This window comes from Carboxylicivirga litoralis (genome assembly GCF_025499605.1).
Classification (GTDB): Bacteria; Bacteroidota; Bacteroidia; order Bacteroidales; family Marinilabiliaceae; genus Carboxylicivirga; species Carboxylicivirga litoralis.
The window spans coordinates 128,000-150,497 of sequence record NZ_JAFMVC010000003.1; the positions used below are offsets into that span (position 1 = coordinate 128,000).

A 22,498-nucleotide genomic window follows, 5' to 3' on the forward strand; every position below is an offset into this window, starting at 1 on the left:
AAAGCTGTTTTAAAGCATTTTGAGCTAAAAAAGAGGCAAAACCTTTATTCATTGTAAATTAAATGTTAACTTTGCGTTAACTCAATGGGGTTTTCGTACGTCATATTGATGCGAAAAAAGTATACACACAGGACTTTTGGGAATTAGTATAAACGTAAAAATTGGAGGCCTTATGAACAAGTTAGTATTAGTATTCCTAATGGTTTTCGGGGTTGTAGCTGTAGATGCACAATTAACTGAAAAAAACGGTAAATTTTACAATCAGAATAACGAATTATATTCAGGACTATATGTTGAATATTATGAATCTGGTAGTAAAAAGTTAGAGATGAATGTAGTGGAAGGGGAAAAACATGGGCTTACCACACTTTATTTCGAAAATGGGAAAACAAAAGAAATCCGTTCTTATTCAAGTAATGAGATGGATGGAACTTGGAGTACCTATGAACCAACTGGTGTAAAAACCGGTATTGCCAACTATAAAGAAGGAAAGAAACACGGTAAGTGGTTTATCTGGGATGAGAACGGTGTAAAGCGCTATGAAATGTCCTATAACGATGGAGCTAAAGATAGTACATGGACTATCTGGGATGAAACTGGTAAAGTAGTTGGAACAAAAAAGTATTAGTGTAGTTGACTAACAGCTATAAAAATAAAAGAGCGACCATATTGGTCGCTCTTTTATTTTATAATTAAATGTCTTCTACAAATCAGCCTCTAACTTGATGTCAAGGTTATTTGCTTTTTTAGTGTCAACCGAAACGACATCGTCGGTTTTGTATGATACGTAGTTGGTAGATACTGTATAGTTACCTTGTGTTATACCTGTAAACTCAAAGTTACCATCAAAATCAGTATATACAACTGTATTAAGTTCCTCCAAAACTACCTTAACTCCAACAAGGTTCTCACCTGTTGCAGCATCTGTAATTGTTCCAGAAATTGAGGTAGTTAATGTTGTAGCTGTTTCTTTAGAAATCTCTTCCTTCTCCGCATTACTATTTGAAACGCCTGCAAATAATAAAGCAACCAATATAATAACCTGTGTCTTCATAATCTTATTGAATTTGTTACTGACAAAAATAGAGCGTCTATGTTACCTAATCGTTAATTAGTTTTTATTGGATAATTAAGTGTCTGTTAAGTATTTATTACTTGAACTTTTAAATCGACTTCGATATATTGTATATAAACCTGACAATATGAGTCTTACCAAAAAGTTAACAGAAGTAATATCAGCTACCGGCGAATTATTTTTTCCTCCCATTTGTATATCATGCGGAACCCATTTATTTAAAAATGAAGTGGAGATTTGCCAGATGTGTATTCGTCGATTGCCTCGTACACATTTTGAAAACAGACCACACGATAATCAAATTTCCATTATGATGTGGGGACGCTGTAAAATCGAATTAGCCTTCGTATTGTTCTTTTATCGTAAAGGAGAACGTGTTCAATATTTGTTGCATGAAATTAAATATCGAGGCAATCAATTATTGGGAGAAGAGCTTGGTCGTCAATTAGGAGTGAGTATTAAAAAGTCGGATGTATGTGAATTTGACTTTATAGTGCCTATTCCCCTGCATCCTAAAAAACTAGCTAAGCGAGGATATAACCAGGCCGAAGTCATTGCAAAAGGCATATCCGAAATATTGAAAGTTCCCCTCGATGTTGATTCAGTAATCCGTAACATTCATACCTCATCACAGACACGTAAGGGACGATTTGAACGTTGGCAGAATGTGGAGGAAATTTTCAAGATGACAGATATGGAACGACTAAAAAACAAACATATTCTTTTAATAGATGATGTGATAACAACTGGTTCTACAATGGAAGCTTGTATTAATCAATTAACAACAATTGAAGGATTAAAAGTAAGTGTAGCATCAATTGCTTGTGCTGCCTTGTAGTAGTTTATTGAATGAATAATAAGCTGTTACAACAAAGTTATTATTGTATTGGCCTGGTTTTCGACTTATCCAGTGTGGACGAGGGTTGTAGATGTCGATATCGCCATCGTATGGAATGCGAATGCGATTGATAGAATAAAGCCAGCGAGCATTTATCCATAAGCGATCGGTAATATGATAGTTTAGGCCAAATACGGTCGCCCACTCTACATTCTGAAATGGAATCGGGTTAAAATTATCATCCTCATCAACAGGTATGCCGTCATATTCTTCTTCACTATTTAATAAAGCACCAACTGAAATGCCAGCTTCCCCGGAAAATTGCTTATAACGGTAACGGGCAACCAATGGAAACTGTATATACGACAGGGCTATTTTGTATTCGAATATACGTTTCTCAGCATCTTGTGGTTCATGGCTTCCCTTTTGGATATAGGCAATGTCTAATTGAATGTCCCATTGTTCAGATATTTGGCGGCTAACGAATGCACCCAGGTTCAAACCAACCTTGTTATAACCTACAAAGCTGTCACCATCAACCTGTGAAAAAGACATGCCAAGTAGTGGACCTGCTCTGAATTCCTGGGCGGTTGATGATAGAACAGGAAGTATGAATAATAGGGTTAGGATGTATTTAAGCATGAGTTTAGTTTGTTAGTAGTTTAATTAATTGAGGTATTCCTTCTGTGCCTTTTTCCTGAATAAAAGTGATATTTTTTGAAGGTGTAAAAGCAGGATGATGTGGGTCGATTATGTAAATAGGTGTCCTGGAAGGCACATAGTTGAGCAGGCCTGCTGCCGGGTACACATTTAACGAGGTGCCAACAACTACAAAAATATCAGCTTGGGCAGATATTTCGATGGCTGTTTCAATAGCAGGAACGGCTTCGCCAAACCAAACAATATGAGGTCGTAATTGTGACCCTTTTTCACAGGTGTCGCCCCAATTTAATTCCCAGCCTTCAAGGTCGTACACTAATGATTCATCTTTGGTGCTCCTTACCTTTTTAAGTTCACCATGTAAGTGAAGCACATCAGAACTACCTGCCTGCTCATGTAAGTCATCGATATTTTGAGTGATAATACTGACGTCGAAATGCTTTTCCAACTCCGCCAGACCAAAATGTCCGGCATTGGGTTGGCATTCGTAGAGCTGTTTGCGTCGCTGATTGTAAAAGTCAAGAACAAGATGAGGATTGCGAGCCCAACCTTCAGGACTGGCAACCTCTGTTACATCATGGTTTTCCCACAAACCATTATTATCTCTAAATGTTTTAATGCCACTCTCGGCGCTAATGCCAGCACCAGTTAGTACAACCAACTTCTTTTTGCTCATGAATCAATCGTTTATTCAATAGATAAAAGTAAATCAAATCGTTGACTATTCAAATACAAAAAAAGGCTCTGTAGGTAGTGTTCGGTGCTTGGAAATTACAAGTGAGAATTTTAACTGTCATTCATCGAACATCTTCAATCAAACATCACAAAATCGCTTATTTTTCTATCTTTGTAGACCGCGAAAAATTTAATAGAATTCCTTTAAATGATAGACCAGGTTACAGTAGATAAAGTGTTGGAGACAGCCAATAGTCAGATAGTTGAGGTGGTATCCGATTATGTAACCTTGCGCCGAAGAGGGATTAATTACCTCGGGAATTGTCCGTTTCATAATGAGAAGACACCTTCATTTACCGTTTCACCTCATAAGGGGATATTCAAATGTTTTGGTTGTGGTGAGGGAGGTAACGCGCTCAATTTTGTGATGAAACACGACCAGTTGTCGTTTGTTGATGCCATTAAATATCTGGGTAAGAAATTTAATATCCACATTGAAGAAGAGGAGTATTCGCCAGAACAGCTGAAGCAAAAGAATGAGCGCGAGAGTATGATGGTGCTCAGCGAGTTTGCCGGTCATTTTTTTGGGAAGAACCTAACAGAAACCGATGAAGGCAAGTCAGTTGGATTATCCTATTTCCGAAGCCGTGGTTTTCGCGACGATATCATTGAGAAGTTCCAGCTGGGATATTCGCCTGAGCAGCGCGATGCTTTCACTAAAGAAGCACTGAAGCAAGGCTATAAACTGGAGTATCTCGAAAAAACGGGTTTAACCATAGTGCGCGATAATTACCAGGCTGACCGTTTTCGTGGACGTGTCATGTTCCCCATTCATAGTTTGGCGGGAAAGGTCATCGCCTTTGGTGGACGAATACTTAAAAACGATAAGAAGACAGCCAAATATCTGAACTCGCCTGAATCGGACATCTACCATAAGAGCCGTGTTTTATACGGTATCTACCATGCCAAGCAAGAGATTACTCGTCAAGACCGTTGTTACCTGGTGGAAGGTTATACCGACGTCTTGTCGTTTCATCAGGCTGGTATTAATAATGTGGTGGCCTCATCGGGTACGGCTTTAACATCGGATCAGATTCGGTTAATTGCCCGTTTTACCAAGAACATCACCATTATTTATGATGGCGATCCGGCCGGATTAAAAGCCTCTTTACGGGGTATTGACCTGGTGCTGGCCGAAGGTATGAATGTGAAGATTCTGCTTCTGCCCGATGGTGAAGATCCGGATACTTTTGCCAAAGAACGTAACGAAGAACAGCTAACTCAATATATTGAAGAGCATCAGCAGGATTTTATCAAGTTTAAAACCTCGCTGTTGTTAGCCGATGCGCAGAATGATCCGATAAAGAAAGCACAACTTATTCAGGATATTGTGCGCAGTATTTCCATCATCCCCGATCGTATTACACAATCGGTGTATGTAAAAGAATGTAGTACGCTTTTGAAGGTTGATGAGCGGGTGTTAATGCAGGAGACTGGTAAACTGCAAAAGAAGAAACTGGAGGAAGAGTTTAGGCGAAATGCGCCCAGACCTTCGAACGAGCCACCACCTGAAATATTTAATCAGCCATCATCGGCACCAACTTCACAGCAAACGCCCAATGTAGCAGTTAATCCTCTAGAGCTGGAAGAGCGCGAAATACTGCGTTTTTTGGTTAAGTTTGGTGAACGACCTGTTAATCCTGATGAAGAACAGAAAGTGTCGGTTGGGCAATACATACTTCATGAGTTGAAGCAGGATGATTTGTTAAGCGCCAATCCATCGTATAACAAAATGATGGAGGCCTATGATGCAGCAATCGGAACTTCAGATATAACAGCGCTAAAGTTCTTTGTTAATAATTCTGATCCGGAGTTGAGTAAGCTGGCATCAGACTTAATTGGTAAAGAGCACGATTTGAGCAGGATTCACAGTAAGTTCGGGGTCGTAACTCACGCCGAAGAGAAACTACCTGAACTGGTGCCCAAGATTGTGATGGAACTGAAGTGGAAAAAGGTGAAACTGGTCATCAAAGAAAAGCGTCAGCAATTGCAGCAAATGGAAGCATCGGGTAATATGGATGGTTTGATGGAGCTGATGCAGGAACTAACCACCTGGCAGCAGGTATTGGCGCATATTTCGAAAGAACTAGGCGGACGAACAATTGTATAAAATTCTATAGATAAGCTATGCAAACACTTAATCACACTGATAAAGAAGTTATTGAAGCCATTATTTTAAAAGCCAATATTTGTTTTGTTGGCGTGGTTGATCCTGACAATAAACCATATGTATTGCCAATGAATTATGGCTATAAAGACAATGTGATTTACTTGCATTCGGCACCTGAAGGGCGTTTGATTGACATTGTTAATAATAACCCTAACATCTGTATCACTTTTTCCATTGATAACGAATTGGTTTTTCAACATCCGGAAGTAGCGTGCAGTTACCGCATGACATCCAAAAGTGTGGTAGCGATGGGGAAAGTACAATGGATTGAAGATATGGATGAGAAGCGTGAGGCATTGGATATTCTGATGAAAACCTATAGCGAGAAGGCGTTTAAATACAGTGATCCGGCGGTGCGCAACGTGAAGATATGGAAAGTGCCCATCGATGAAGTGTCTTGCAAGGAGTTTGGTGCTCCGCACGATGAATACAAGCTAAAACGCAATATGGAAGAACTCAAAAAGCATCCAGGTAAAAAGTAGGCTCGAATAGAAATAAACTTTGCCTTTGCCGGAAAAATAGCGAACTATTGTATATTAGTAACTGATTACTACATTTTAATGAATAACAGAATGCAACTCTCACACTATCTTCTTCTTATTGGGTTAGTATTATCAACAATTACCAGCGCTCAAACGAATACATTCAAAGATTATAAAGTCATCTATAATCAGGGATTTAGTAAAGAAAAATCGACCAATGACTTTAGTTTTTCCGATGCCTCTAAATGGCTAATAAGTAAAAATGGTAAAACAGGTAAATCATTAAAGTGTTTAGGTGCCGGCGACTATAATAGTATGCACGAGGGGCCGACTGTTGTGGCGGTTCTAAATGATTTTGAGCTAAGCGATTTTGTGATCGAGATGGATGTGGTACAGAATGGTAAAGACTTTAGTCTGCTCGATTTCTGTATTTTCTTTGGCATTAAAGACACCGAACATTATTGTTATGCTCAGGTTGCCAGCAAGGCTGACAAGAAGAGCCATAATGTATTTATGGTTGATGGCGACAAACCAAAGCGGGTTGGTTCTGTGAATGAGAAAGGCGTTATCTGGAAAATGAAAGAGTGGCAGCGCATTCGTATGGAGCGCACATCTGCTGATAAAATGGTGAAAGTATATTTTAACGATGAGTTGGTGTTGCAATGTGCCGATGATACTTTTGATGCGGGACATATTGGATTTGGTTCTACTAATAGCGCATTGAAGATTGATAACCTAAAAATAAGTGCAGTATCTTTTGAAACAAGGTCAAAGACCTTTTTTAAGTCTTCAAACTAAAACTTGTTATTTGTGATGCGTCGTGCTATTTCAATAAAATTGGTTGATACATTAAAGAATTCGTCTCTATACTCCCGCGATAGTTATCGCGGACTCACTACTCATATCTTATAAACTATGGCCCTTAATTATCTCTGGATTGCATTTTTTCTTATTGCCTTTATGGTTGGTTTGGTACGCCTCATTTTTTTTGGCGATGTTGATGTGTTTCCTGAGATGATGAATGCCACCTTTGATAGTGCCAAAACAGGTTTCAACATTTCATTAGGGTTGACTGGAGCATTAACACTTTGGATGGGACTGATGCGCATTGGCGAAAAAGGTGGAATGATAGCGGTTATGTCGCGTCTGATAGGGCCGTTTTTCAGTCGTCTGTTTCCTGAGTTGCCCAAAAATCATCCGGCTTATGGTAGTATGATGATGAATATCGCGGCGAATATGCTGGGGCTCGATAATGCAGCTACGCCGGTTGGATTGAAAGCCATGCAAGAGTTGCAATCCACCAATAAAAGCAACGATACGGCCTCTAATGCTCAAATCATGTTTTTGGTACTCAATACCAGTGGGCTGACTATTATACCGATTAGTGTGATGGCTATTCGTGCATCGGAATTAGCGTCTAATCCATCCGATATTTTTCTACCCATCTTATTGGCCACGTTCTTTAGTACGATTGTTGGTATTATTGCGGTTTCCGTTGTTCAGCGTATCAACTTGTTCGACAAAGTGATATTGGCTTATCTGGGAGGTTTTAGTGTGCTTATCGGAGGCTTTATCTACTACCTAACAAGTCTATCCAAAGATGAAGTAAATACAGTCTCTTTACTAGGTGCTAACCTCTTATTATTTTCAGTTATTATCACTTTTATTCTTATGGCCATCCGTAAAAAAGTAAACGTATACGATGCTTTTATTGATGGGGCCAAAGAAGGATTTAATATCGCTATAAAGATTATTCCATTTCTAGTGGCCATTTTGGTTGCTGTGGGTGTTTTTAGAGCTTCCGGCACCATGGATTTTCTCCTTGAAGGAGTCAGGGCTTTTTGTGTTTTTATTGGTGTTGATACACGCTTTGTCGATGCTCTACCTACTGCCTTTATGAAACCTTTAAGCGGTGGTGCGGCGCGTGGTATGATGGTAGAGGCGATTCATACCCATGGTGTAGACTCGTTTGCCGGTCGAATGGCCAGTACCATTCAGGGTTCAACTGATACCACTTTCTATGTACTGGCGGTTTATTTTGGATCGGTCGGTATTAAAAAAACGCGTCATGCCTTGTCGTGTGGTTTAATTGCTGATTTTGCCGGTATCATTGCTTCTATTTTGTTGGCTTACCTTTTCTTTGGGTAGTTATGTAACTATTCCTGGAACTACTATTCTATTACTGATGCTTTTGGAGTATATGGTATTTGTGTTATAAGCAATTGTTGAATCAAGGTTGATTTGAAAGCTTGGTTTAATTGTATAGTTTAGTGTTTAAGTTAATCTAATCCTCATATGAACATCTACAAACTTTTTGCAATACTCGCATTCATTCTACATGCAAGTACATTTTTCGCTCAGGATGAAAATAAAAGGCTTCAAATCTTAAATATTCATGTTGGTGTAGGTGCCAGCAACCTTATTAATGCTGAAGCGCCTCATAAAATCATTAACCTTGATGATAGTTACCATTTGGTGTATTCAAATGAACCGGGGCTTAATTATCAAACATGTTTCTGGAAGGATATTAAATACAGCTTTGTTGGAGGACTTAGTTTCGAATATGCTTTGAAGTCCGATTTATCATTGCTTGCAACGCTTAATTATGAAGGCAAAGGAATTGCAATTGATTATATGTTTGAAGAAAAGCAGTTGGAAACAGAGCCCATGTGGGTGAAAAAGGAGGATTATACCTTTGATATTGCAAATCATTATATCACGATGCCCATCGGACTTCGAAAGTACCTAAATCCCAGCAGTACTTTCTATATTCAGGGAGGGTGTTATTTGGCTTACTTACTTCAATCTACAGTAGATATTAGTATGGAAGGTGCCTATGTAAGTAGCATGCTCAATGAAAGTGTTGAATTAACAAATGTTGAGGCGCAGAATTCATATTATGGTATTGAGTTAAACGACGATGACTTCGATAAGGAGCTGACTAGTCAGTTTGATTATGGTGTCTTTGTTGGTGCAGGCATCAACTATCCTATTTCTGATAAATTGTATATTAATGCTGATTTATCATTCGGCATTGGGCTCAGGAATATTGATGGTGAAAACAACAATGATTATTCAGAAGTAGCAATGCCACTTACTACAGGTTATAGCTCATCAATTAGTTCGGCTAATTATTATGGATTAAACTCAAAAGCTAAAAATATTAGTGGAGGATTGACCGTCGGAATCGGTTTTAAATTGTAAAAACATGGAGACAAATTTCTTTTATAATATCTATAACAAAAAGTCAGATGAAGAACTTAAACAGGTTGTTCACAGCAATGGGCATACTGACGATGCTAAATTGTGTGCGGTAAAAATACTGGTTGAAAGAGGGCATAAGGAGAGTGAATTTTCAAATTTAAAGCATAGCTTGGAAGAGAAAATAACCCTTAAAAGAAGTGAGATTAACTACCGGGAGCGCTATGACACCGGCTTATCCAGATTTGGTGCTTTAGTTCTTGATGGAATTATTATAAGTGTAATAGGATGGTTTTTAAAGCTTTTCTATGTTCTGGATTCTGTACTTTTAATAGCATTTATTGGAATTGTTGAATTGATAATTCCCTATGCATATTCAATTGTTATGCATGGTTGCTGTGGGCAAACAATTGGTAAGATGGCTGCTAACGTTAAAGTTTTTGATAAGTCAGAAGAAAAGGCTGTTTCATACAAACAAGCACTGTATCGGGAAATTGTCCCTTTAGGATTAATTGGTTTACTACAGATTGTTTCATTATTTGGTTTACTGGATGATACAAACTTTGTTTTATACCTAACGTTTTTAGTTTTATCTGTTTCAATCGTATGGTCAATTATGGAGATTGTAACTATGCTTTTTGATACAAAGCGTCGGGCTCTGCATGATTATATTGCTGGTACGGTTGTTCTGAAAGTTCATTCGCGTAATTGATATAAAGACAAAAGCCACCTTCCGGTGGCTTTCTCATATCTCAATACTCTATGTTCAACTCTATTTTTGTAAGGCTTCAGCACCACCAACAATCTCCAATATTTCGGTGGTAATAGCACCTTGTCGAGCTTTGTTGTATTGCAACTGAAGCTCGCTAAGCATTTCGGTGGCATTATCGGTAGCCTTATGCATTGATGTCATGCGGGCACCATGCTCTGAGGCTAATGATTCCAGGATAACACGATAAAACATGGTTTTTAAGGCATCTGGTATTACCTTTTTAATAAACGTTGGTACATCAGGTTCAATGATGTAATCATGATTGCAATCCACTTTTCCATCACACTCTGGCAGTTCCATTGGTAAAAACTGTTCAGTTCTTAAAATTTGAACTGCTGCATTTTTATATTCGTTATATACCAACACGATTTTATCGTATTTTCTGATGCTAAATGCTTCCATTAATTCCTGAGCAATATGGCTAACGTTCTCAAAATTGACATCAGAATATAGCTCGTTATGGTCATTTATAACATTGTATCCATGTGCCTTCAGTATCTTTTGTGCCTGTTTGCCAATCGTCAGTATATCTACATTATCCAGAGCATTTTGAAGTTTAAAGTCTACTTTACAAAGTCGCTCAACCTCTTTTATCACATTCGCATTAAAAGCACCACACAGACCGCGATTTGATGAAACCGGCACTAACAATATCTTATTGTCTACCCGTTCTTCTGACCACTCCAATTCAAAGTCCTCTTCCAGTGAGCCGGATAATCGGTATATAATACCTGCTAAACGACCAACGTAAGGGCGAATGTATGAAATATCGTCCTGCGCTTTTTTAAACTTAGCCGCCGACACCATTTTCATAGCACTCGTCACCTGTCTGGTGGTTTTTACCGAATTAATGCGTATACGTATGTCCTTCAAGCTTGGCATAAGCGCTTACTCTTCAATTAAATATTTGTGAGCAACATCATTGGCAATGGCATCTAACTTAGCTGTAATTTCATCGTGATAGCTGCCTTTTTTTATTTCTTGCAACAATTCCGGATGCCCCATTTCCAGGCTTTCAACAAATTCTTTTTGCCACTCTTTCACTTTATCGGCTGGAACATCTTTTAATAAGCCTTTTGTTCCGCAATAAATAAGTGCTACCTGTTCTTCTACTTTTACAGGCTGATATTGTGGTTGTTTAAGAAGCTCTACGTTTTTACGCCCTTTATCCAACACCAGCATTGTTGCCGGGTCAAGGTCGGAACCAAATTTGGCGAATGCTTCCAGTTCTCGGTACTGAGCCTGGTCGAGTTTTAAAGTACCGGCTACCTTCTTCATTGGTTTAATCTGTGCGCTACCTCCTACTCGCGATACGGAGATACCCACGTTAATAGCGGGGCGAACGCCGGAGTTAAATAAATCACTCTCCAAAAAGATCTGACCATCAGTAATCGAAATCACGTTAGTAGGTATATAGGCCGATACATCACCAGCCTGTGTTTCAATAATAGGCAAGGCTGTTAATGAACCACCTCCTTTAACCAGTGGGCGAATTGATTCAGGTAAATCGTTCATTCGGGCAGCAATCTCATCCGACTCAATGATTTTGGCAGCGCGCTCCAATAAACGGCTGTGTAAGTAAAAAACATCTCCGGGATAGGCTTCACGGCCTGGCGGTCGACGCAGTAGCAAACTTACTTCACGATAAGAAACGGCTTGCTTTGATAAATCATCATAGATAATTAAGGCAGAGCGACCTGTGTCGCGGAAATATTCGCCGATGGCTGTCCCTGAGAATGGAGCATAAAACTGCATAGCTGACGGGTCGGCTGCAGGAGCAGATACTACGATTGTGTACTCCATAGCACCGTGCTTTTCAAGTGTATTTACAATTTGTGCAACTGTACTTCCTTTTTGTCCAACAGCTACATAAATACAGTAAACCGGTTCTCCATCGTCATAGAACGAACGCTGGTTAATGATGGTATCTATGGCAATGGCAGTTTTACCCGTTTGTCGGTCACCAATAATCAGCTCCCGCTGTCCACGACCAATTGGTGTCATGGCATCAACAGCTAATAAACCGGTTTGTAAAGGTTCTTTTACGGGTTGACGGTAAATTACCTGTGGAGCTTTACGCTCCAAAGGCATTTCATATGTTTGGCCTTGAATGGGACCTTTGCCATCGATGGGGGCACCCAGGGCATTAATAACACGTCCAACCATGCCTTTGCCTACATTAATAGAAGCAATTCGCCCGGTACGTTTAACTAAATCGCCTTCCTTCACGGCCTGAGAAGAGCCAAAAAGCACTACCCCAACATTATCCTGTTCAAGGTTAAGCACCACGCCCATGCATGATTCCAACTCAACCAATTCGTTAGCCATAACATTGGTGAGGCCAAAAACACGGGCAATACCATCACCCACCTGCAAAACAGTTCCTACTTCTTCGAGGTCGGTCGACGTTTGGAAGCCTGCGATCTGTTTTTTTAACAAATCCGATACTTCAGCCGGTTTTATCGTATCCATCCGCTTATTAATTTAGTACGTTTAACTAAGCAATTGCTTTTTAATTTGTTTCAACTTTGAGCTCATACTGGCATCGGCCATTTTACCATCAACTTTTAAGATGAATCCACCCAATAATTCGGGTTTTACCTTAATGGTCAACTCAATTGGTGATTTAAACTGGTCTTTTAAAAACTGATTGAGTGTTGCTTGTTGTTTGTTATCAAACTCAATAGCTGTAAATACAGTTACTTCTTTAATACCTTTCTCATTTTTGTACAGCCAGATAAATCGCCTGTTGATATCTTCAAGCAGAACTTCGCGGTTGTTGGCTATCAGTAAATCCAACAGATTTAAAGTGCTTTGCGCTACTTTCTTATCTAAAACAGAATGAAAGGCTTGCTTTTTTTGAGTCGGCTTAATAACAGGACTATTGAGTAAGTCAGTGAATCCTTCGGCATCTTTACAGTAGGACTGTAATAGGTTTACGTCCTCATAAATGCGCTCCAACTCTTTTTGCTCTTCGGCCAATTTAAATAGAGCCTTGGCATACCTGTCTGCTATTAAACTTCTGTTCATTCCCTTTTATTCAGAATGTTGTTCAACTTGATTTTTTAATTGTGAAAATCACTAATTAAAATTCACTTCCTGCAGATATTTGTCGATGATGGCCTGCTGCTTATCGGTTGTTTGTAATTCTTCTTCCAATAACTTGCCAGCTATATCAACAGAGAATTCTGCCACTTTTTCTTTCAATTGAAGGATGGCCTCATTTTTTTCACGCTCAATCTGAAGTCGGGCCGATGCAATTATCTTGTCCGCTTCTTCCTGTGCCTTGTTTCTGGCATCATCCAACATTGATTGTTTTAATTCCCGAGCTTGTTTGATCAGTGTGTCACGCTCAGCCTTGGCATCGTTCATTATCTGAACCTTGGTAGCATTTAAATCTTCTACCTCAGCTTTGGCTTTTTCGGCTGCTGCTAATGCATATTCAATCGTCTCTTCACGAGATTTAACGGCTTGCAATATTGGTTTCCAGGCGTAACGCTTTAAAATGAAAACCAGCAGACCAAATGTTAGCGCTGACCAAAAGACTAAACCGGGATCTGGAGTTAACAATCCCATAATTGTGTCTTTTTATCCTTTCATCAAAGCAACTACAATCGCAAATAAGGCAGCACCTTCAATAAGGGCAGCAGCAATAATCATCGCCGTCTGAATTTTAGAACTAATTTCTGGCTGACGTCCCATTGCTTCCATGGCGCTCTGAGCAATTCGACCAATACCATATCCGGCTCCAATAATGATTAAGCCTAATCCGATTGTGGTTAATGATAAACCTTCCATTGTATTACCTTTTATAAATTAATTTTAATGTTCCTCGTTATGCACTGCCATGCCTATAAATAAGGCAGATAATAGTGTAAATATATAAGCTTGCAATACTGCAACTAGTAATTCCAACATAAACATCATTAGAGCCATCGGCACTGAAACGAAGCTGATATATGCACTTTTCATCACAAAAATGAGCGAGAACAGACTTAAAATGATGATGTGCCCTGCGGTGATGTTAGCTAATAAACGAATCATCAGGGCGAATGGTTTTGTGAATAAACCAATAAACTCGATCACAGATAGTAGTATTCGTATTGGCACCGGTACACCTGGCATCCAGAAAATATGACCCCAATAACTTTTCGAGCCACTAAAGTTGGTGACCAAAAAGGTGATTAATGCTAATACCATTGTCAGCGATATATTACCGGTGAGATTACTTCCTCCCGGGAAGAATGGTATTAAGCCAATCAGGTTATTTATCCAGATGAAAAAGAAGAGTGTTAGCAAAAATGGTAAAAACTTATCTGCTTTACCCTTTTCAATCTGGGCATAGGCAATGTCATCACGTACAAATAAAATTAGGGGCTCAACAAATGATTGTACACCTTTAGGAGCAGCTGGAGCTCCTTTGTATCGTTTTGCAGCTGTGGTAAATAACCAAATGATTAGAACAATACTTAACCACATAGATGCCACATTACGTGTAATGGATAAGTCGATTGGTTTTTCGTTTAGTATTTCGTGGTGCTCATCGTATTTGATACTTCCTGCTGCATCGGTTTTGTATATCTTACCGTGATACAATTTATAATACGACTGTCCTTTTTGTACTACTTCTTCGCCATGATGAAAAGCAGATGACATAAAAACATGTAGGCCATCGTCGATTAAAATAACAGGAAGAGGTAATGTAATGTGCCTTTCTTCTCCATCGCTTTTATACGAAATAACGTGCCATTCATGTGCATCTGCAATGTGATGCATAATCATCTCCATTGGGTCAAACTCATTTTCAGAACTTTGGCCAGCTGTGTTGGCGGCAAAGGTGGTTTGAGTAAAGGCCCAAAAGCCTATTAATACAATAATGAGTCGAATATTCTGCATCGAGTTATTGTGTGCTGTTTTACTTTTCTTATTTCATCAAACGAATCTTAATAGCTAAGTCTACGATTAGTAGTGCGAAATAGTTCATTAAAAACAATAGTATTTCTCTTTTGTTTTCGCCGGAAGTGGGATTTAGAAAAAGAAATAAATATCCAATAATAAAAATGAGCTTTAATAGTATTAAAATGAGGGATATAAAGCCGCTTTTTTCCGGGTGCCTTTTTTGAATGACAACGGATAGAAAATAAAAAAGAAGGTAAAGCCCGGTTAAAAAAATGAGTCCGGAACTTACCTTCTCAAATGATATCTGTAGCCATTTGCGGCACATCCATGAAGCACTTCCTAAGAAAAGAGCAACAATTATGTATGCAAATGATGAACGTATTGTTGTGATTTCGGTATTACTTTTTGGCATCTGTGTTGCCTGCAACTGTCGGCGTTACTTTATCATCCATTTTGCAAGTTCCTGTAAATATGGCACCTGGTTCAATAGATAATTTGCTTGTTTTAACATCGCCATGCAACTTGCTCGAGGCTTTTAATGATAGAAGTTCTGTTACGTTTAATTTGCCATCAAAATTACCGTAAATGTCACAATTGGTACATTTTACTTCGCCAGTAACCTGGCCGTTTTGCCCAATAAGAACTTTACCTTTTGATACTATATTACCTTCAATGGAACCATCTATTTTAATGTCGCCATTGGTTTCAATGTCCCCTTTGATTTTAGTACCCGGACCAATCATGTTGGGTAACTTATTTTCAGGTTCGAAGTTTTTAGCCATTTTCGAATTGTTAGTTTTAAGAATAAAGCAAATATACAATAGTTCATTAGTTTTTAGGCAGAAGTAGGAAAGTAAATTTCAGAATACATGAGTAAATGTACTCTTCATTTTATTTCACTAAATGAAGATGGTGTTTGTGTAAGGTGCAGAGTGTTAGTTATTGACTAATACTTTGAGTTTTTGTAATTGTCGTTCTTTATTAACTTGTCTTAACCCTCGCGCAGTAGAAGTAAAATAGGTATGGTCGGCAATGAAATCATGTTGTAATCGGTTCCATTCATCCAATGTCATTGTACCGTTGTGTTGGTTTAGCTCTTTAAATAAGTTGTCTGAAATAGAAATGAAATCAGCTCTTCCTAAATAGTCGAGGTCGGCGTCTTTAAGTATTTTCTCCAAATAGTTTTTTGGGCGATGGCCAACGCGTGTCACGTTTATTAGTTCGATCACCTGGTCAATTTGATAATCGTGGTATTGGTAGGTTGGAAGTACTTCTTTGGCAAAACGTATACTGTTATCTTCATGATTATGGTATTCGACAATAAAACCTATGTCGTGCAGAAGCGCTGCCGTTTTCAGAAGCAATAAATCTTCAGAGCTGACTTTTTCTCCTCTGGCAATGATTTCTACTTGTGTTAATACGTCTTGTGTGTGGGCTTTGTTATGATAAAACATGCCATCTTCCAGCTCGGTTTCAAGTTTATTGAGGATGAATTCTTCCAGGTCGCCAAAGCGTATGTGCTGAAGTTTAATTTCAAATTTCTTATTGGGGAAAATGCCATTTTCGTCAGTTGCTAAGTCGGCTTTAATGCGCTTAACGAAGTACATGTCGGTTTCACCTTTGTATTTAATAGGCATTTTACCTCGGTAATCACAGTCAAAAAAGTCTTTAATTAGTTCGTAGGTGACGCCGGTTATATTTATCATACCAGCTGTGCCAGAACTCTCCATACGAGAAGCAATGTTAACTGTATCGCCCCAGATATCGAATGAAACATTTTTGCGACCAATTTCTCCCGATATAACCGGTCCTGTATGAATGCCAATTCTTAATTCCCAAAAACCCAGTTCTCTATCTTGTTGCATTTTACTGTCGTACATGAATTTTTGCATTTCCAATCCAGCCAGCACCACCTCTACCGGGTTGGTTCGGTTAATAGTAGGGATGCCGCCGGCGCACATATAGGCATCGCCAATGGTTTTAATTTTTTCGATATTGTACTTTTCAACCACGCCATCAAAAAAGAAAAAGAAGCGATCCAGCTCATCAATAAGCGTCTCCGGGTTAATGTGCTCAACAATTTTTGTAAAGCCTTGAATGTCGGCAAAAAGTACAGTTACCTTTTTGTATTTACGCGAGCGGATTCGGGCTTGTGCTTTAACGGTTTGTGCATTAACACCAATATTTTTTTCTTTTGCCTTTTGTTTTATTTTAAAGGCTTTTCTGAATTCCTCTTCAATATTATGGGTTATCTTTCTAATGCGCTGTTTAAAAAGAATGACGATGAGAACAAAAGCAACAAAACTAAGGATGACAATGCCTGCAATATAAAATAATGGGTGCGTCCAAATAGGTAAAACTATCTGTATGCTTACTTCTTGAATTGTTCCATCTTGTAATTCTAGTAAAAATAGGTAAGTACCTTCCTTTAGGTTGAAGAAGGTCGCTGAATTACGGCTGCTCCAATTACTCCATTCGTTTGAGTGGGGCACCAAGCGATATCTCGTTTCGCTTGAAGGTAAGCTATCGTTGTACCAATGAAACGCAAAGGACTTGTCATTTATCTTAATGAAATTATTTTCAACATTTACTTGCTCATTTGTTGGTGTTTCGGCTATTATTTTAACGGATTCTTCTTGTGCGGATGCATTTTTTGCGAACAAAAATGAAAGGCATACGTATACAATCGCGAATAATAGGTTTTTTTTGAAAAGTAGTAAGTGTGATTCTGTTATGTTGATGGCTCCCTTCAGCATAATTTTATAGGTATCGATGCTTGCTTGCATTTAGAATCAAAAGTACTATATTTATTCCGTTAATAAAGAACATTCAGGAGAGCTTTTTATGGACACATCAAAGAACACAATTCTGGTTCCTTACGATTTTACCGAGGTAGCGAACAACGCTGTTCAGCACGCTATTAAAGTCGGTGGTGAGCTGGATGCAAACATTCATCTGTTGCACATAGCAAAAAAAGAAGAACAAATAGCTGAACTGGAGGAGCAAATAACTAAAGAAGCTGCAGCAATTAAAGAGAAGTGGGGAGTTTTGCCTTCAACATCGGTTAAAGAAGGTACTATTTTCAAGACCATTAACTCGGTCGTTGAAGAGTTGGAGTGTTTGTTGGTGGTGATGGGAACGCATGGTATGAAAGGCTTGCAAAAGCTGACAGGCAGTTGGGCTTTAAAAGTAATTGTTGGATCCAAAGTCCCTTATTTGGTTGTTCAATCGGCACCTAAGCGTGAGGATTATCAAAAAATTGTCTTTCCAATTGACTACAAATCCGAGAATAAAGAGAAGTTAAAGTGGATACAGTTTATGTATCAATTTTCGAAGCCTAAGGTATATATCTATGCTTCAGCAACTAAAGAAGGCATTATTGATAGTCGAACAAAGGCCAATGTAGTGTTTTCGAAGAAATACCTTGAAGAAAAAGGGGTAGATTATGAATTAGTGCTTTCAGAAGGTGATGCTTCATTTTCACAAGAAACAATTCAATTCTCAGAGAAGATTGATGCCGATCTTGTTTTGGTGATGACCACACGGGATATTGCATTCCACGATTATGTATTGGGTGCTTACGAGCAATATATTATTGCCAATAGTGCCAAAATGCCTGTTCTGGTTATTAATCCACGAACCGATTTGATGAAGTATGGTTACGGTGGCTTTAGTTAATGTATGATTTTTAAACTCATAATATTTAAAAGACGATCAAATGATCGTCTTTTTTTGTTTTCAATGTTTTTTACGCGCACAATTAAAATACTTTTGTAGATAGCTCGTTAAAGTAAAAGATAACAAAATCAAAGTATTCACACATGAAATTGGTTTTTGCAACAAACAATTTGCACAAGTTAGAAGAGATTCAGGCTTTGCTCGGTAATCAAATAAAAGTTTTAAGTCTTAAGAATATCAATTGTAATGAAGAGATTCCTGAAACCGGAACAACACTTGAAGCTAATGCCTTGCAGAAATCAGATTACGTTTATTCGAGGTATAAAATCAATTGTTTTGCCGACGATACAGGCCTTGAAGTTGATGCTTTGAATGGTGAACCTGGTGTTTATTCGGCACGATATGCCGGAGATGACAAGGATGCTGAGGCTAATATGCAAAAAGTACTTCAAAAGCTTGATGGGGTCGAAGATCGCAAAGCTCGATTTAGAACGGTTATTTCTTTAATTATGGATGGCAAAGAGTTTCAGTTTGAGGGACGTGTTGAAGGAGAAATCTTGAAAGAAAAATCAGGAAGTGAGGGATTTGGTTATGACCCTATTTTTAAACCTGAAGGTTTTGATGTTTCGTTTGCTGAGATGGAGTTAACGCAAAAGAACAAAATTAGCCATCGCGGAAGAGCTGTTGTTAAATTGATTGAGTTTTTAAAAAAGGAGTATGCTTAAGTCGACTTTATCTATTCTGTTTTGTTTTGTATTAATTATTAATGTATCTGCTCAGGATTCAAGGTGGCGCGATCACTTTTCGTATCGAAATGCAATGAATGTTGCAGAAAGTGACTCATATGTCGCCGCATCGGGCGAAATGGGCTTGATGCTGTTTAATAAGCTAAACAAAGAAATAGCAACATTTAGCAGAGTTAATGGTTTGAGTGATGTTGATATTACAGCGTTGCAATCTTTTAATAATGATGCATTTATTATTGGTTATGCTAACGGTAATATTGATGTTGTGTCCGAAGGTGGGGTTTATAATATACCTGATTTTAAGCTCAAGCAAATTCAAGGCTCCAAACAAATTAATCATTTCTACCGTTCAGAAGATAAGCTATACTGTAGTACTGATTATGCTTTATTGGTAATCGATATAGAAAAGAAAGAAATAAGTGACACCTATTTCCTGGGTTACAATGCCGAAAGCCTAAAAATATATGAAACCGTCATTCTTGGAGAATACATTTATGCTGCAACTGAACGAGGATTGTTGCGTTCTGAATTATCAAATCCTCTAATTGTATATGATAAAGCATGGACGCTGGTGTCAGATACTACACTCGATCATGTTGCGGTTAATGTACATAATGGACAAGTGGTATCAGTGGTTAAAAAGACAAATACCTATGATGTTTTTTATGGCCAACCGGAACAGTGGAGTAATTTAAAAACAGGTATCAACTGGTTTGAAAGTCTGGATGTTTTTGGTGGTAAAATGGTTCTATCCTACCAGTTACAAGTTGAGTTGTTTGATGAACTTTTTGTTAGAGATGAATTGATAGACAAATATTCTTTTGATGAACAATTAGCTGCTCAGGATGCTATTTATTCCGGTTTTGAAGATGCTGTATTTATCGCTGATAAAAACTTTGGGCTGGTAAAGGTAGGAAATGCCTCTGAGGATCTTAATTATGTGGCTAATGGTCCATACTCCAATAATTGCTTTGATTTGCATGCCACGAGTACTGGGGTTTATTCTACAGCAGGGGGGATAACTGCGACATATAATAACCTGAATAAAACAATTGAGTATTCTTATTTTGATTATAAAGAGTGGGGCAACTATATAAGTGGCACTAAGGCCAGTTCATCAACAAGTCGAGATTTGCTACGGATATGTTCGAGTCAAACAAGTGATACTGTCTATATGTGTTCTTGGGGAGGAGGAATATATGAAATTGAAGGAACCAAATCTATTAAACATTACGATGAAACAAATAGTGCATTAGAAGATATCTACCCTGATTCAAGAAAATATGTCAGGGTAGGAGGTATTGCAAGTGATAGTGAAGGAAATATCTGGATGTCTAATGGATATGCTGAAAAAGGTATGGTGGTAAAAACCGGAAGTAGCTGGAATCAATTAGATTATGAAGTGATGAATTATCTTCATAGCACTGGACAAATATTAATTACTAAGAATGATGAAATTTGGATTCCTGCTCCAATGTCGTGGCTCGAAGACCGACAAGGAATTATAGTCATCGATACTAATGGAACATTATTAGATAATTCAGATGATCAATATAAATGTGGATTAAGCTCTAGTGATGATCCACTATACAAAGGTCAACTACAACTCTGGGATGAAAATAGAAATGTAATAACCAAGGTTGTACTTAGTATGGCTGAGGATAAAAACGGCTATATATGGCTAGGGACCGATAAAGGTGTGTTGGTTTACTATCGCCCATGGGCCATTTTTTCTGAAGACTATCCGGTTGCGAGCCGAATTAAAGTTCCGCGCAATGATGGGAGTAATCTGGCCGATTATCTGTTGGAAGATGAACGTGTATCCTGCATTGCTGTTGATGGAGCCAATAGAAAATGGATTGGAACCGAAAATTCAGGATTGTATCTTGTTTCAGAAGATGGATTGAAGACCTATCATACTTTCAACACCAATAATAGCCCCTTACCATCCAATTCAATAACCAGTATAGCCATATTGCCTGTTACTGGAGAAGTGTTTATTGGAACAGCAAAGGGGATAGTCTCCTATAAAGCTAAAGCAATTGAAGGGGAAGGTTCTTTTAATAAGGTGTATGCTTACCCCAATCCAGTTCGAAATGATTTTATTGGAGAAATTACAATAACAGGCCTTATGGAGAATAGTATTGTGAAAATAACATCCATAAGTGGGAAATTGGTTCATGAAACTACTTCATTAGGAGGTAAGGCCTACTGGGATGGAACGAATTTTAAAGGTGAAAAAGTAAAAACGGGTGTGTATCTTGTCTATGCTAGTGGAGAAGACGCTGCTCAGTCAGCAGTGGCAAAAATATTGATTGTTAGATAAGTGTTTAAGTTCTGTCTCCTGATAACAAACCTAAAGGTTTTATTTTACTGCTTAAGTAAAAAAGTATTCCTACAAAGAATATGCTTAAAAATACTTGTGCAAAAACATTCATTATAGGGTTGGTTATAAAAAGTACTAATACCGGATATGAAAAAACCATTATTGGCGAATGGTATAAATGAAGAAGATAGGTGAAGCCACCAGTTTTCGGGAGCTGGAACTTTGTTTTGATTAATAGTGCGAATACTAAAGCAGAAAGAGGATATTTAATTGGTAAGATGTCTATCATGAATGAAAAGATGTTTAATCCAATTAGGCCTATGATGATCCACTTATTGTGGTGTTTTAGCGTAGCAAATATACTCCCCATAAAAAACATGATAACAATATCAATCCTAATAAATATTTTCCCAAAATAAGCTAATGGGAGAAGGATGATTAACATTTTTACATTCTTTTTAAATAGTAACTCTAGGAGAACGAAAAGAATAAATAAATCTCTTATAAAATAAGTAGGAGGGTTAATAGGTGGTGAATTGAGTGCTAGTAGGCCTTCTGTAAATAAAGTGTAATCATATGTTAGTCTATTTAGATAGTTGTACCCCAGGCTATTGGCTAGTAATACAGGTAATAATACTAATAAATTCGCGATGAAATATGGAACAATTAAGCTCGCAACTTTTGAGTTGAAAATGTTTTTCTTGAATCGGGTTTTTTCCCAGAAAAGAAATCCTGAGATAATAGATAATAAAGGAGTACCATATGTAGGTAATGTTTCGAAAATGAAACAAAAAGGTCCTGTTTCAATATTGTGTCGAGTATGAGTGAAGGTGATTAAAATAACTGCAATTACCCTCATTAATTCTATACTTCCCTTCATAATACGAATATGATTAATGCGACAAACATAGATAAA

At 38.1% G+C, this 22,498-nt stretch carries 23 protein-coding genes; 11 read left to right on the forward strand and 12 right to left on the reverse strand.

The annotated features are described in order from the left end of the window. Window positions 1-172: 172 nt before the first annotated feature. On the forward strand, window positions 173-628 hold the full coding sequence (locus J1N10_RS04330; RefSeq protein WP_262325449.1) for a toxin-antitoxin system YwqK family antitoxin: 456 nt from the start codon (window positions 173-175) through the stop codon (window positions 626-628). A 75-nt stretch (window positions 629-703) separates the two neighbouring features. Here the strand turns inward: J1N10_RS04330 and J1N10_RS04335 are convergent, their stop codons facing one another. After that, window positions 704-1,054, reverse strand: a complete 351-nt coding sequence (locus J1N10_RS04335; RefSeq protein ID WP_262325450.1) for a carboxypeptidase-like regulatory domain-containing protein — start codon at window positions 1,052-1,054, stop codon at window positions 704-706. 148 nt (window positions 1,055-1,202) lie between these two features. Here J1N10_RS04335 and J1N10_RS04340 point away from each other — a divergent pair, with 148 nt between their 5' ends. After that, complete coding sequence (locus J1N10_RS04340; RefSeq protein ID WP_262325451.1) at window positions 1,203-1,913, forward strand: ComF family protein; 711 nt, start codon at window positions 1,203-1,205, stop codon at window positions 1,911-1,913. Here the strand turns inward: J1N10_RS04340 and J1N10_RS04345 are convergent. Together J1N10_RS04345 and J1N10_RS04350 are read right to left on the reverse strand one after the other, a co-directional pair. Further along, window positions 1,890-2,555, reverse strand: a complete 666-nt coding sequence (locus tag J1N10_RS04345; protein ID WP_262325452.1) for a porin family protein — start codon at window positions 2,553-2,555, stop codon at window positions 1,890-1,892. The genes J1N10_RS04340 and J1N10_RS04345 overlap by 24 nt on opposite strands. A 4-nt stretch (window positions 2,556-2,559) precedes the next feature. Next, window positions 2,560-3,249 carry an SIR2 family NAD-dependent protein deacylase gene (locus J1N10_RS04350; RefSeq protein ID WP_262325453.1) on the reverse strand — a complete coding sequence of 230 codons (690 nt, stop codon included), beginning with the start codon at window positions 3,247-3,249 and terminating at the stop codon, window positions 2,560-2,562. A gap of 207 nt (window positions 3,250-3,456) precedes the next feature. Here J1N10_RS04350 and dnaG point away from each other — a divergent pair, with 207 nt between their 5' ends. The 6 genes from dnaG to J1N10_RS04380 all read left to right on the forward strand — a co-directional run bounded on the left by dnaG (window position 3,457) and on the right by J1N10_RS04380 (window position 9,873). Continuing rightward, window positions 3,457-5,418 (forward strand): DNA primase, encoded by a 1,962-nt coding sequence (gene dnaG / locus J1N10_RS04355; RefSeq protein WP_262325454.1) that lies wholly within the window; start codon window positions 3,457-3,459, stop codon window positions 5,416-5,418. Between the two features lie 17 nt (window positions 5,419-5,435). Further along, complete coding sequence (locus J1N10_RS04360) at window positions 5,436-5,960, forward strand: pyridoxamine 5'-phosphate oxidase family protein (protein WP_262325455.1); 525 nt, start codon at window positions 5,436-5,438, stop codon at window positions 5,958-5,960. A gap of 78 nt (window positions 5,961-6,038) precedes the next feature. Continuing rightward, entirely contained in the window at window positions 6,039-6,758 is a 720-nt protein-coding gene (locus tag J1N10_RS04365) for a hypothetical protein (protein ID WP_262325456.1), read from the forward strand. A gap of 117 nt (window positions 6,759-6,875) precedes the next feature. Further along, complete coding sequence (locus J1N10_RS04370; protein ID WP_262325457.1) at window positions 6,876-8,108, forward strand: nucleoside recognition domain-containing protein; 1,233 nt, start codon at window positions 6,876-6,878, stop codon at window positions 8,106-8,108. Between the two features lie 147 nt (window positions 8,109-8,255). Further along, window positions 8,256-9,164 (forward strand): porin family protein, encoded by a 909-nt coding sequence (locus J1N10_RS04375; protein WP_262325458.1) that lies wholly within the window; start codon window positions 8,256-8,258, stop codon window positions 9,162-9,164. Between the two features lie 4 nt (window positions 9,165-9,168). Beyond that, window positions 9,169-9,873, forward strand: a complete 705-nt coding sequence (locus J1N10_RS04380) for an RDD family protein (RefSeq protein WP_262325459.1) — start codon at window positions 9,169-9,171, stop codon at window positions 9,871-9,873. Between the two features lie 60 nt (window positions 9,874-9,933). Here J1N10_RS04380 and atpG read toward each other — a convergent pair whose 3' ends face one another. The 8 genes from atpG to J1N10_RS04420 form a co-directional block, all read right to left on the reverse strand. Next, the gene (atpG, locus tag J1N10_RS04385; protein WP_262325460.1) at window positions 9,934-10,815 is read right to left on the reverse strand and encodes an ATP synthase F1 subunit gamma; all 882 of its coding nucleotides are present in this window, start codon (window positions 10,813-10,815) and stop codon (window positions 9,934-9,936) included. Window positions 10,816-10,821: 6 nt separating this feature from the next. Beyond that, a complete protein-coding gene (gene atpA / locus J1N10_RS04390; protein WP_262325461.1) occupies window positions 10,822-12,405 on the reverse strand; it encodes a F0F1 ATP synthase subunit alpha in 1,584 nt (527 codons plus the stop codon). Between the two features lie 21 nt (window positions 12,406-12,426). Continuing rightward, window positions 12,427-12,963 carry an ATP synthase F1 subunit delta gene (gene atpH, locus J1N10_RS04395; protein ID WP_262325462.1) on the reverse strand — a complete coding sequence of 179 codons (537 nt, stop codon included), beginning with the start codon at window positions 12,961-12,963 and terminating at the stop codon, window positions 12,427-12,429. 51 nt (window positions 12,964-13,014) lie between these two features. Then, window positions 13,015-13,509 carry a F0F1 ATP synthase subunit B gene (atpF, locus tag J1N10_RS04400; RefSeq protein ID WP_262325463.1) on the reverse strand — a complete coding sequence of 165 codons (495 nt, stop codon included), beginning with the start codon at window positions 13,507-13,509 and terminating at the stop codon, window positions 13,015-13,017. 12 nt (window positions 13,510-13,521) lie between these two features. Next, window positions 13,522-13,731 carry an ATP synthase F0 subunit C gene (gene atpE, locus J1N10_RS04405; protein ID WP_143301005.1) on the reverse strand — a complete coding sequence of 70 codons (210 nt, stop codon included), beginning with the start codon at window positions 13,729-13,731 and terminating at the stop codon, window positions 13,522-13,524. Window positions 13,732-13,755: 24 nt separating this feature from the next. After that, window positions 13,756-14,829, reverse strand: a complete 1,074-nt coding sequence (gene atpB, locus J1N10_RS04410; RefSeq protein ID WP_262325464.1) for a F0F1 ATP synthase subunit A — start codon at window positions 14,827-14,829, stop codon at window positions 13,756-13,758. Between the two features lie 401 nt (window positions 14,830-15,230). Further along, the gene (locus J1N10_RS04415) at window positions 15,231-15,614 is read right to left on the reverse strand and encodes a bactofilin family protein (protein ID WP_262325465.1); all 384 of its coding nucleotides are present in this window, start codon (window positions 15,612-15,614) and stop codon (window positions 15,231-15,233) included. A 153-nt stretch (window positions 15,615-15,767) separates the two neighbouring features. After that, window positions 15,768-17,495: an adenylate/guanylate cyclase domain-containing protein gene (locus J1N10_RS04420; RefSeq protein WP_262325466.1), complete on the reverse strand. Its 1,728-nt coding sequence runs from the start codon at window positions 17,493-17,495 to the stop codon at window positions 15,768-15,770. Window positions 17,496-17,676: 181 nt separating this feature from the next. Here J1N10_RS04420 and J1N10_RS04425 point away from each other — a divergent pair, with 181 nt between their 5' ends. The 3 genes from J1N10_RS04425 to porZ all read left to right on the forward strand — a co-directional run bounded on the left by J1N10_RS04425 (window position 17,677) and on the right by porZ (window position 21,582). Next, window positions 17,677-18,510: a universal stress protein gene (locus J1N10_RS04425; protein ID WP_262325467.1), complete on the forward strand. Its 834-nt coding sequence runs from the start codon at window positions 17,677-17,679 to the stop codon at window positions 18,508-18,510. Between the two features lie 143 nt (window positions 18,511-18,653). Continuing rightward, a complete protein-coding gene (locus J1N10_RS04430) occupies window positions 18,654-19,235 on the forward strand; it encodes a non-canonical purine NTP diphosphatase (RefSeq protein WP_262325468.1) in 582 nt (193 codons plus the stop codon). Continuing rightward, window positions 19,228-21,582: a type IX secretion system anionic LPS delivery protein PorZ gene (porZ, locus tag J1N10_RS04435; protein ID WP_262325469.1), complete on the forward strand. Its 2,355-nt coding sequence runs from the start codon at window positions 19,228-19,230 to the stop codon at window positions 21,580-21,582. Before J1N10_RS04430 ends, porZ begins: the two co-directional genes overlap by 8 nt. Window positions 21,583-21,586: 4 nt before the next feature. Here porZ and J1N10_RS04440 read toward each other — a convergent pair whose 3' ends face one another. Beyond that, window positions 21,587-22,462: an acyltransferase family protein gene (locus J1N10_RS04440; RefSeq protein ID WP_262325470.1), complete on the reverse strand. Its 876-nt coding sequence runs from the start codon at window positions 22,460-22,462 to the stop codon at window positions 21,587-21,589. Window positions 22,463-22,498: the final 36 nt, after the last annotated feature.

Excerpts from the sequence above, each read along its gene's own strand:
- J1N10_RS04330 (WP_262325449.1), top strand. The coding sequence starts at position 173 with ATGAACAAGTTAGTATTAGTATTCCTAATGGTTTTCGGGGTTGTAGCT.
- J1N10_RS04350 (WP_262325453.1), bottom strand. The coding sequence starts at position 3,249 with ATGAGCAAAAAGAAGTTGGTTGTACTAACTGGTGCTGGCATTAGCGCC.
- J1N10_RS04380 (WP_262325459.1), top strand. The coding sequence starts at position 9,169 with ATGGAGACAAATTTCTTTTATAATATCTATAACAAAAAGTCAGATGAA.
- J1N10_RS04340 (WP_262325451.1), top strand. The coding sequence starts at position 1,203 with ATGAGTCTTACCAAAAAGTTAACAGAAGTAATATCAGCTACCGGCGAA.
- J1N10_RS04335 (WP_262325450.1), bottom strand. The coding sequence starts at position 1,054 with ATGAAGACACAGGTTATTATATTGGTTGCTTTATTATTTGCAGGCGTT.
- J1N10_RS04365 (WP_262325456.1), top strand. The coding sequence starts at position 6,039 with ATGAATAACAGAATGCAACTCTCACACTATCTTCTTCTTATTGGGTTA.
- dnaG (WP_262325454.1), top strand. The coding sequence starts at position 3,457 with ATGATAGACCAGGTTACAGTAGATAAAGTGTTGGAGACAGCCAATAGT.
- J1N10_RS04370 (WP_262325457.1), top strand. The coding sequence starts at position 6,876 with ATGGCCCTTAATTATCTCTGGATTGCATTTTTTCTTATTGCCTTTATG.
- atpF (WP_262325463.1), bottom strand. The coding sequence starts at position 13,509 with ATGGGATTGTTAACTCCAGATCCCGGTTTAGTCTTTTGGTCAGCGCTA.
- atpE (WP_143301005.1), bottom strand. The coding sequence starts at position 13,731 with ATGGAAGGTTTATCATTAACCACAATCGGATTAGGCTTAATCATTATT.
- porZ (WP_262325469.1), top strand. The coding sequence starts at position 19,228 with ATGCTTAAGTCGACTTTATCTATTCTGTTTTGTTTTGTATTAATTATT.
- J1N10_RS04415 (WP_262325465.1), bottom strand. The coding sequence starts at position 15,614 with ATGGCTAAAAACTTCGAACCTGAAAATAAGTTACCCAACATGATTGGT.
- J1N10_RS04345 (WP_262325452.1), bottom strand. The coding sequence starts at position 2,555 with ATGCTTAAATACATCCTAACCCTATTATTCATACTTCCTGTTCTATCA.
- J1N10_RS04375 (WP_262325458.1), top strand. The coding sequence starts at position 8,256 with ATGAACATCTACAAACTTTTTGCAATACTCGCATTCATTCTACATGCA.
- atpG (WP_262325460.1), bottom strand. The coding sequence starts at position 10,815 with ATGCCAAGCTTGAAGGACATACGTATACGCATTAATTCGGTAAAAACC.
- atpA (WP_262325461.1), bottom strand. The coding sequence starts at position 12,405 with ATGGATACGATAAAACCGGCTGAAGTATCGGATTTGTTAAAAAAACAG.
- J1N10_RS04430 (WP_262325468.1), top strand. The coding sequence starts at position 18,654 with ATGAAATTGGTTTTTGCAACAAACAATTTGCACAAGTTAGAAGAGATT.
- atpH (WP_262325462.1), bottom strand. The coding sequence starts at position 12,963 with ATGAACAGAAGTTTAATAGCAGACAGGTATGCCAAGGCTCTATTTAAA.
- J1N10_RS04440 (WP_262325470.1), bottom strand. The coding sequence starts at position 22,462 with ATGAAGGGAAGTATAGAATTAATGAGGGTAATTGCAGTTATTTTAATC.
- atpB (WP_262325464.1), bottom strand. The coding sequence starts at position 14,829 with ATGCAGAATATTCGACTCATTATTGTATTAATAGGCTTTTGGGCCTTT.
- J1N10_RS04425 (WP_262325467.1), top strand. The coding sequence starts at position 17,677 with ATGGACACATCAAAGAACACAATTCTGGTTCCTTACGATTTTACCGAG.
- J1N10_RS04360 (WP_262325455.1), top strand. The coding sequence starts at position 5,436 with ATGCAAACACTTAATCACACTGATAAAGAAGTTATTGAAGCCATTATT.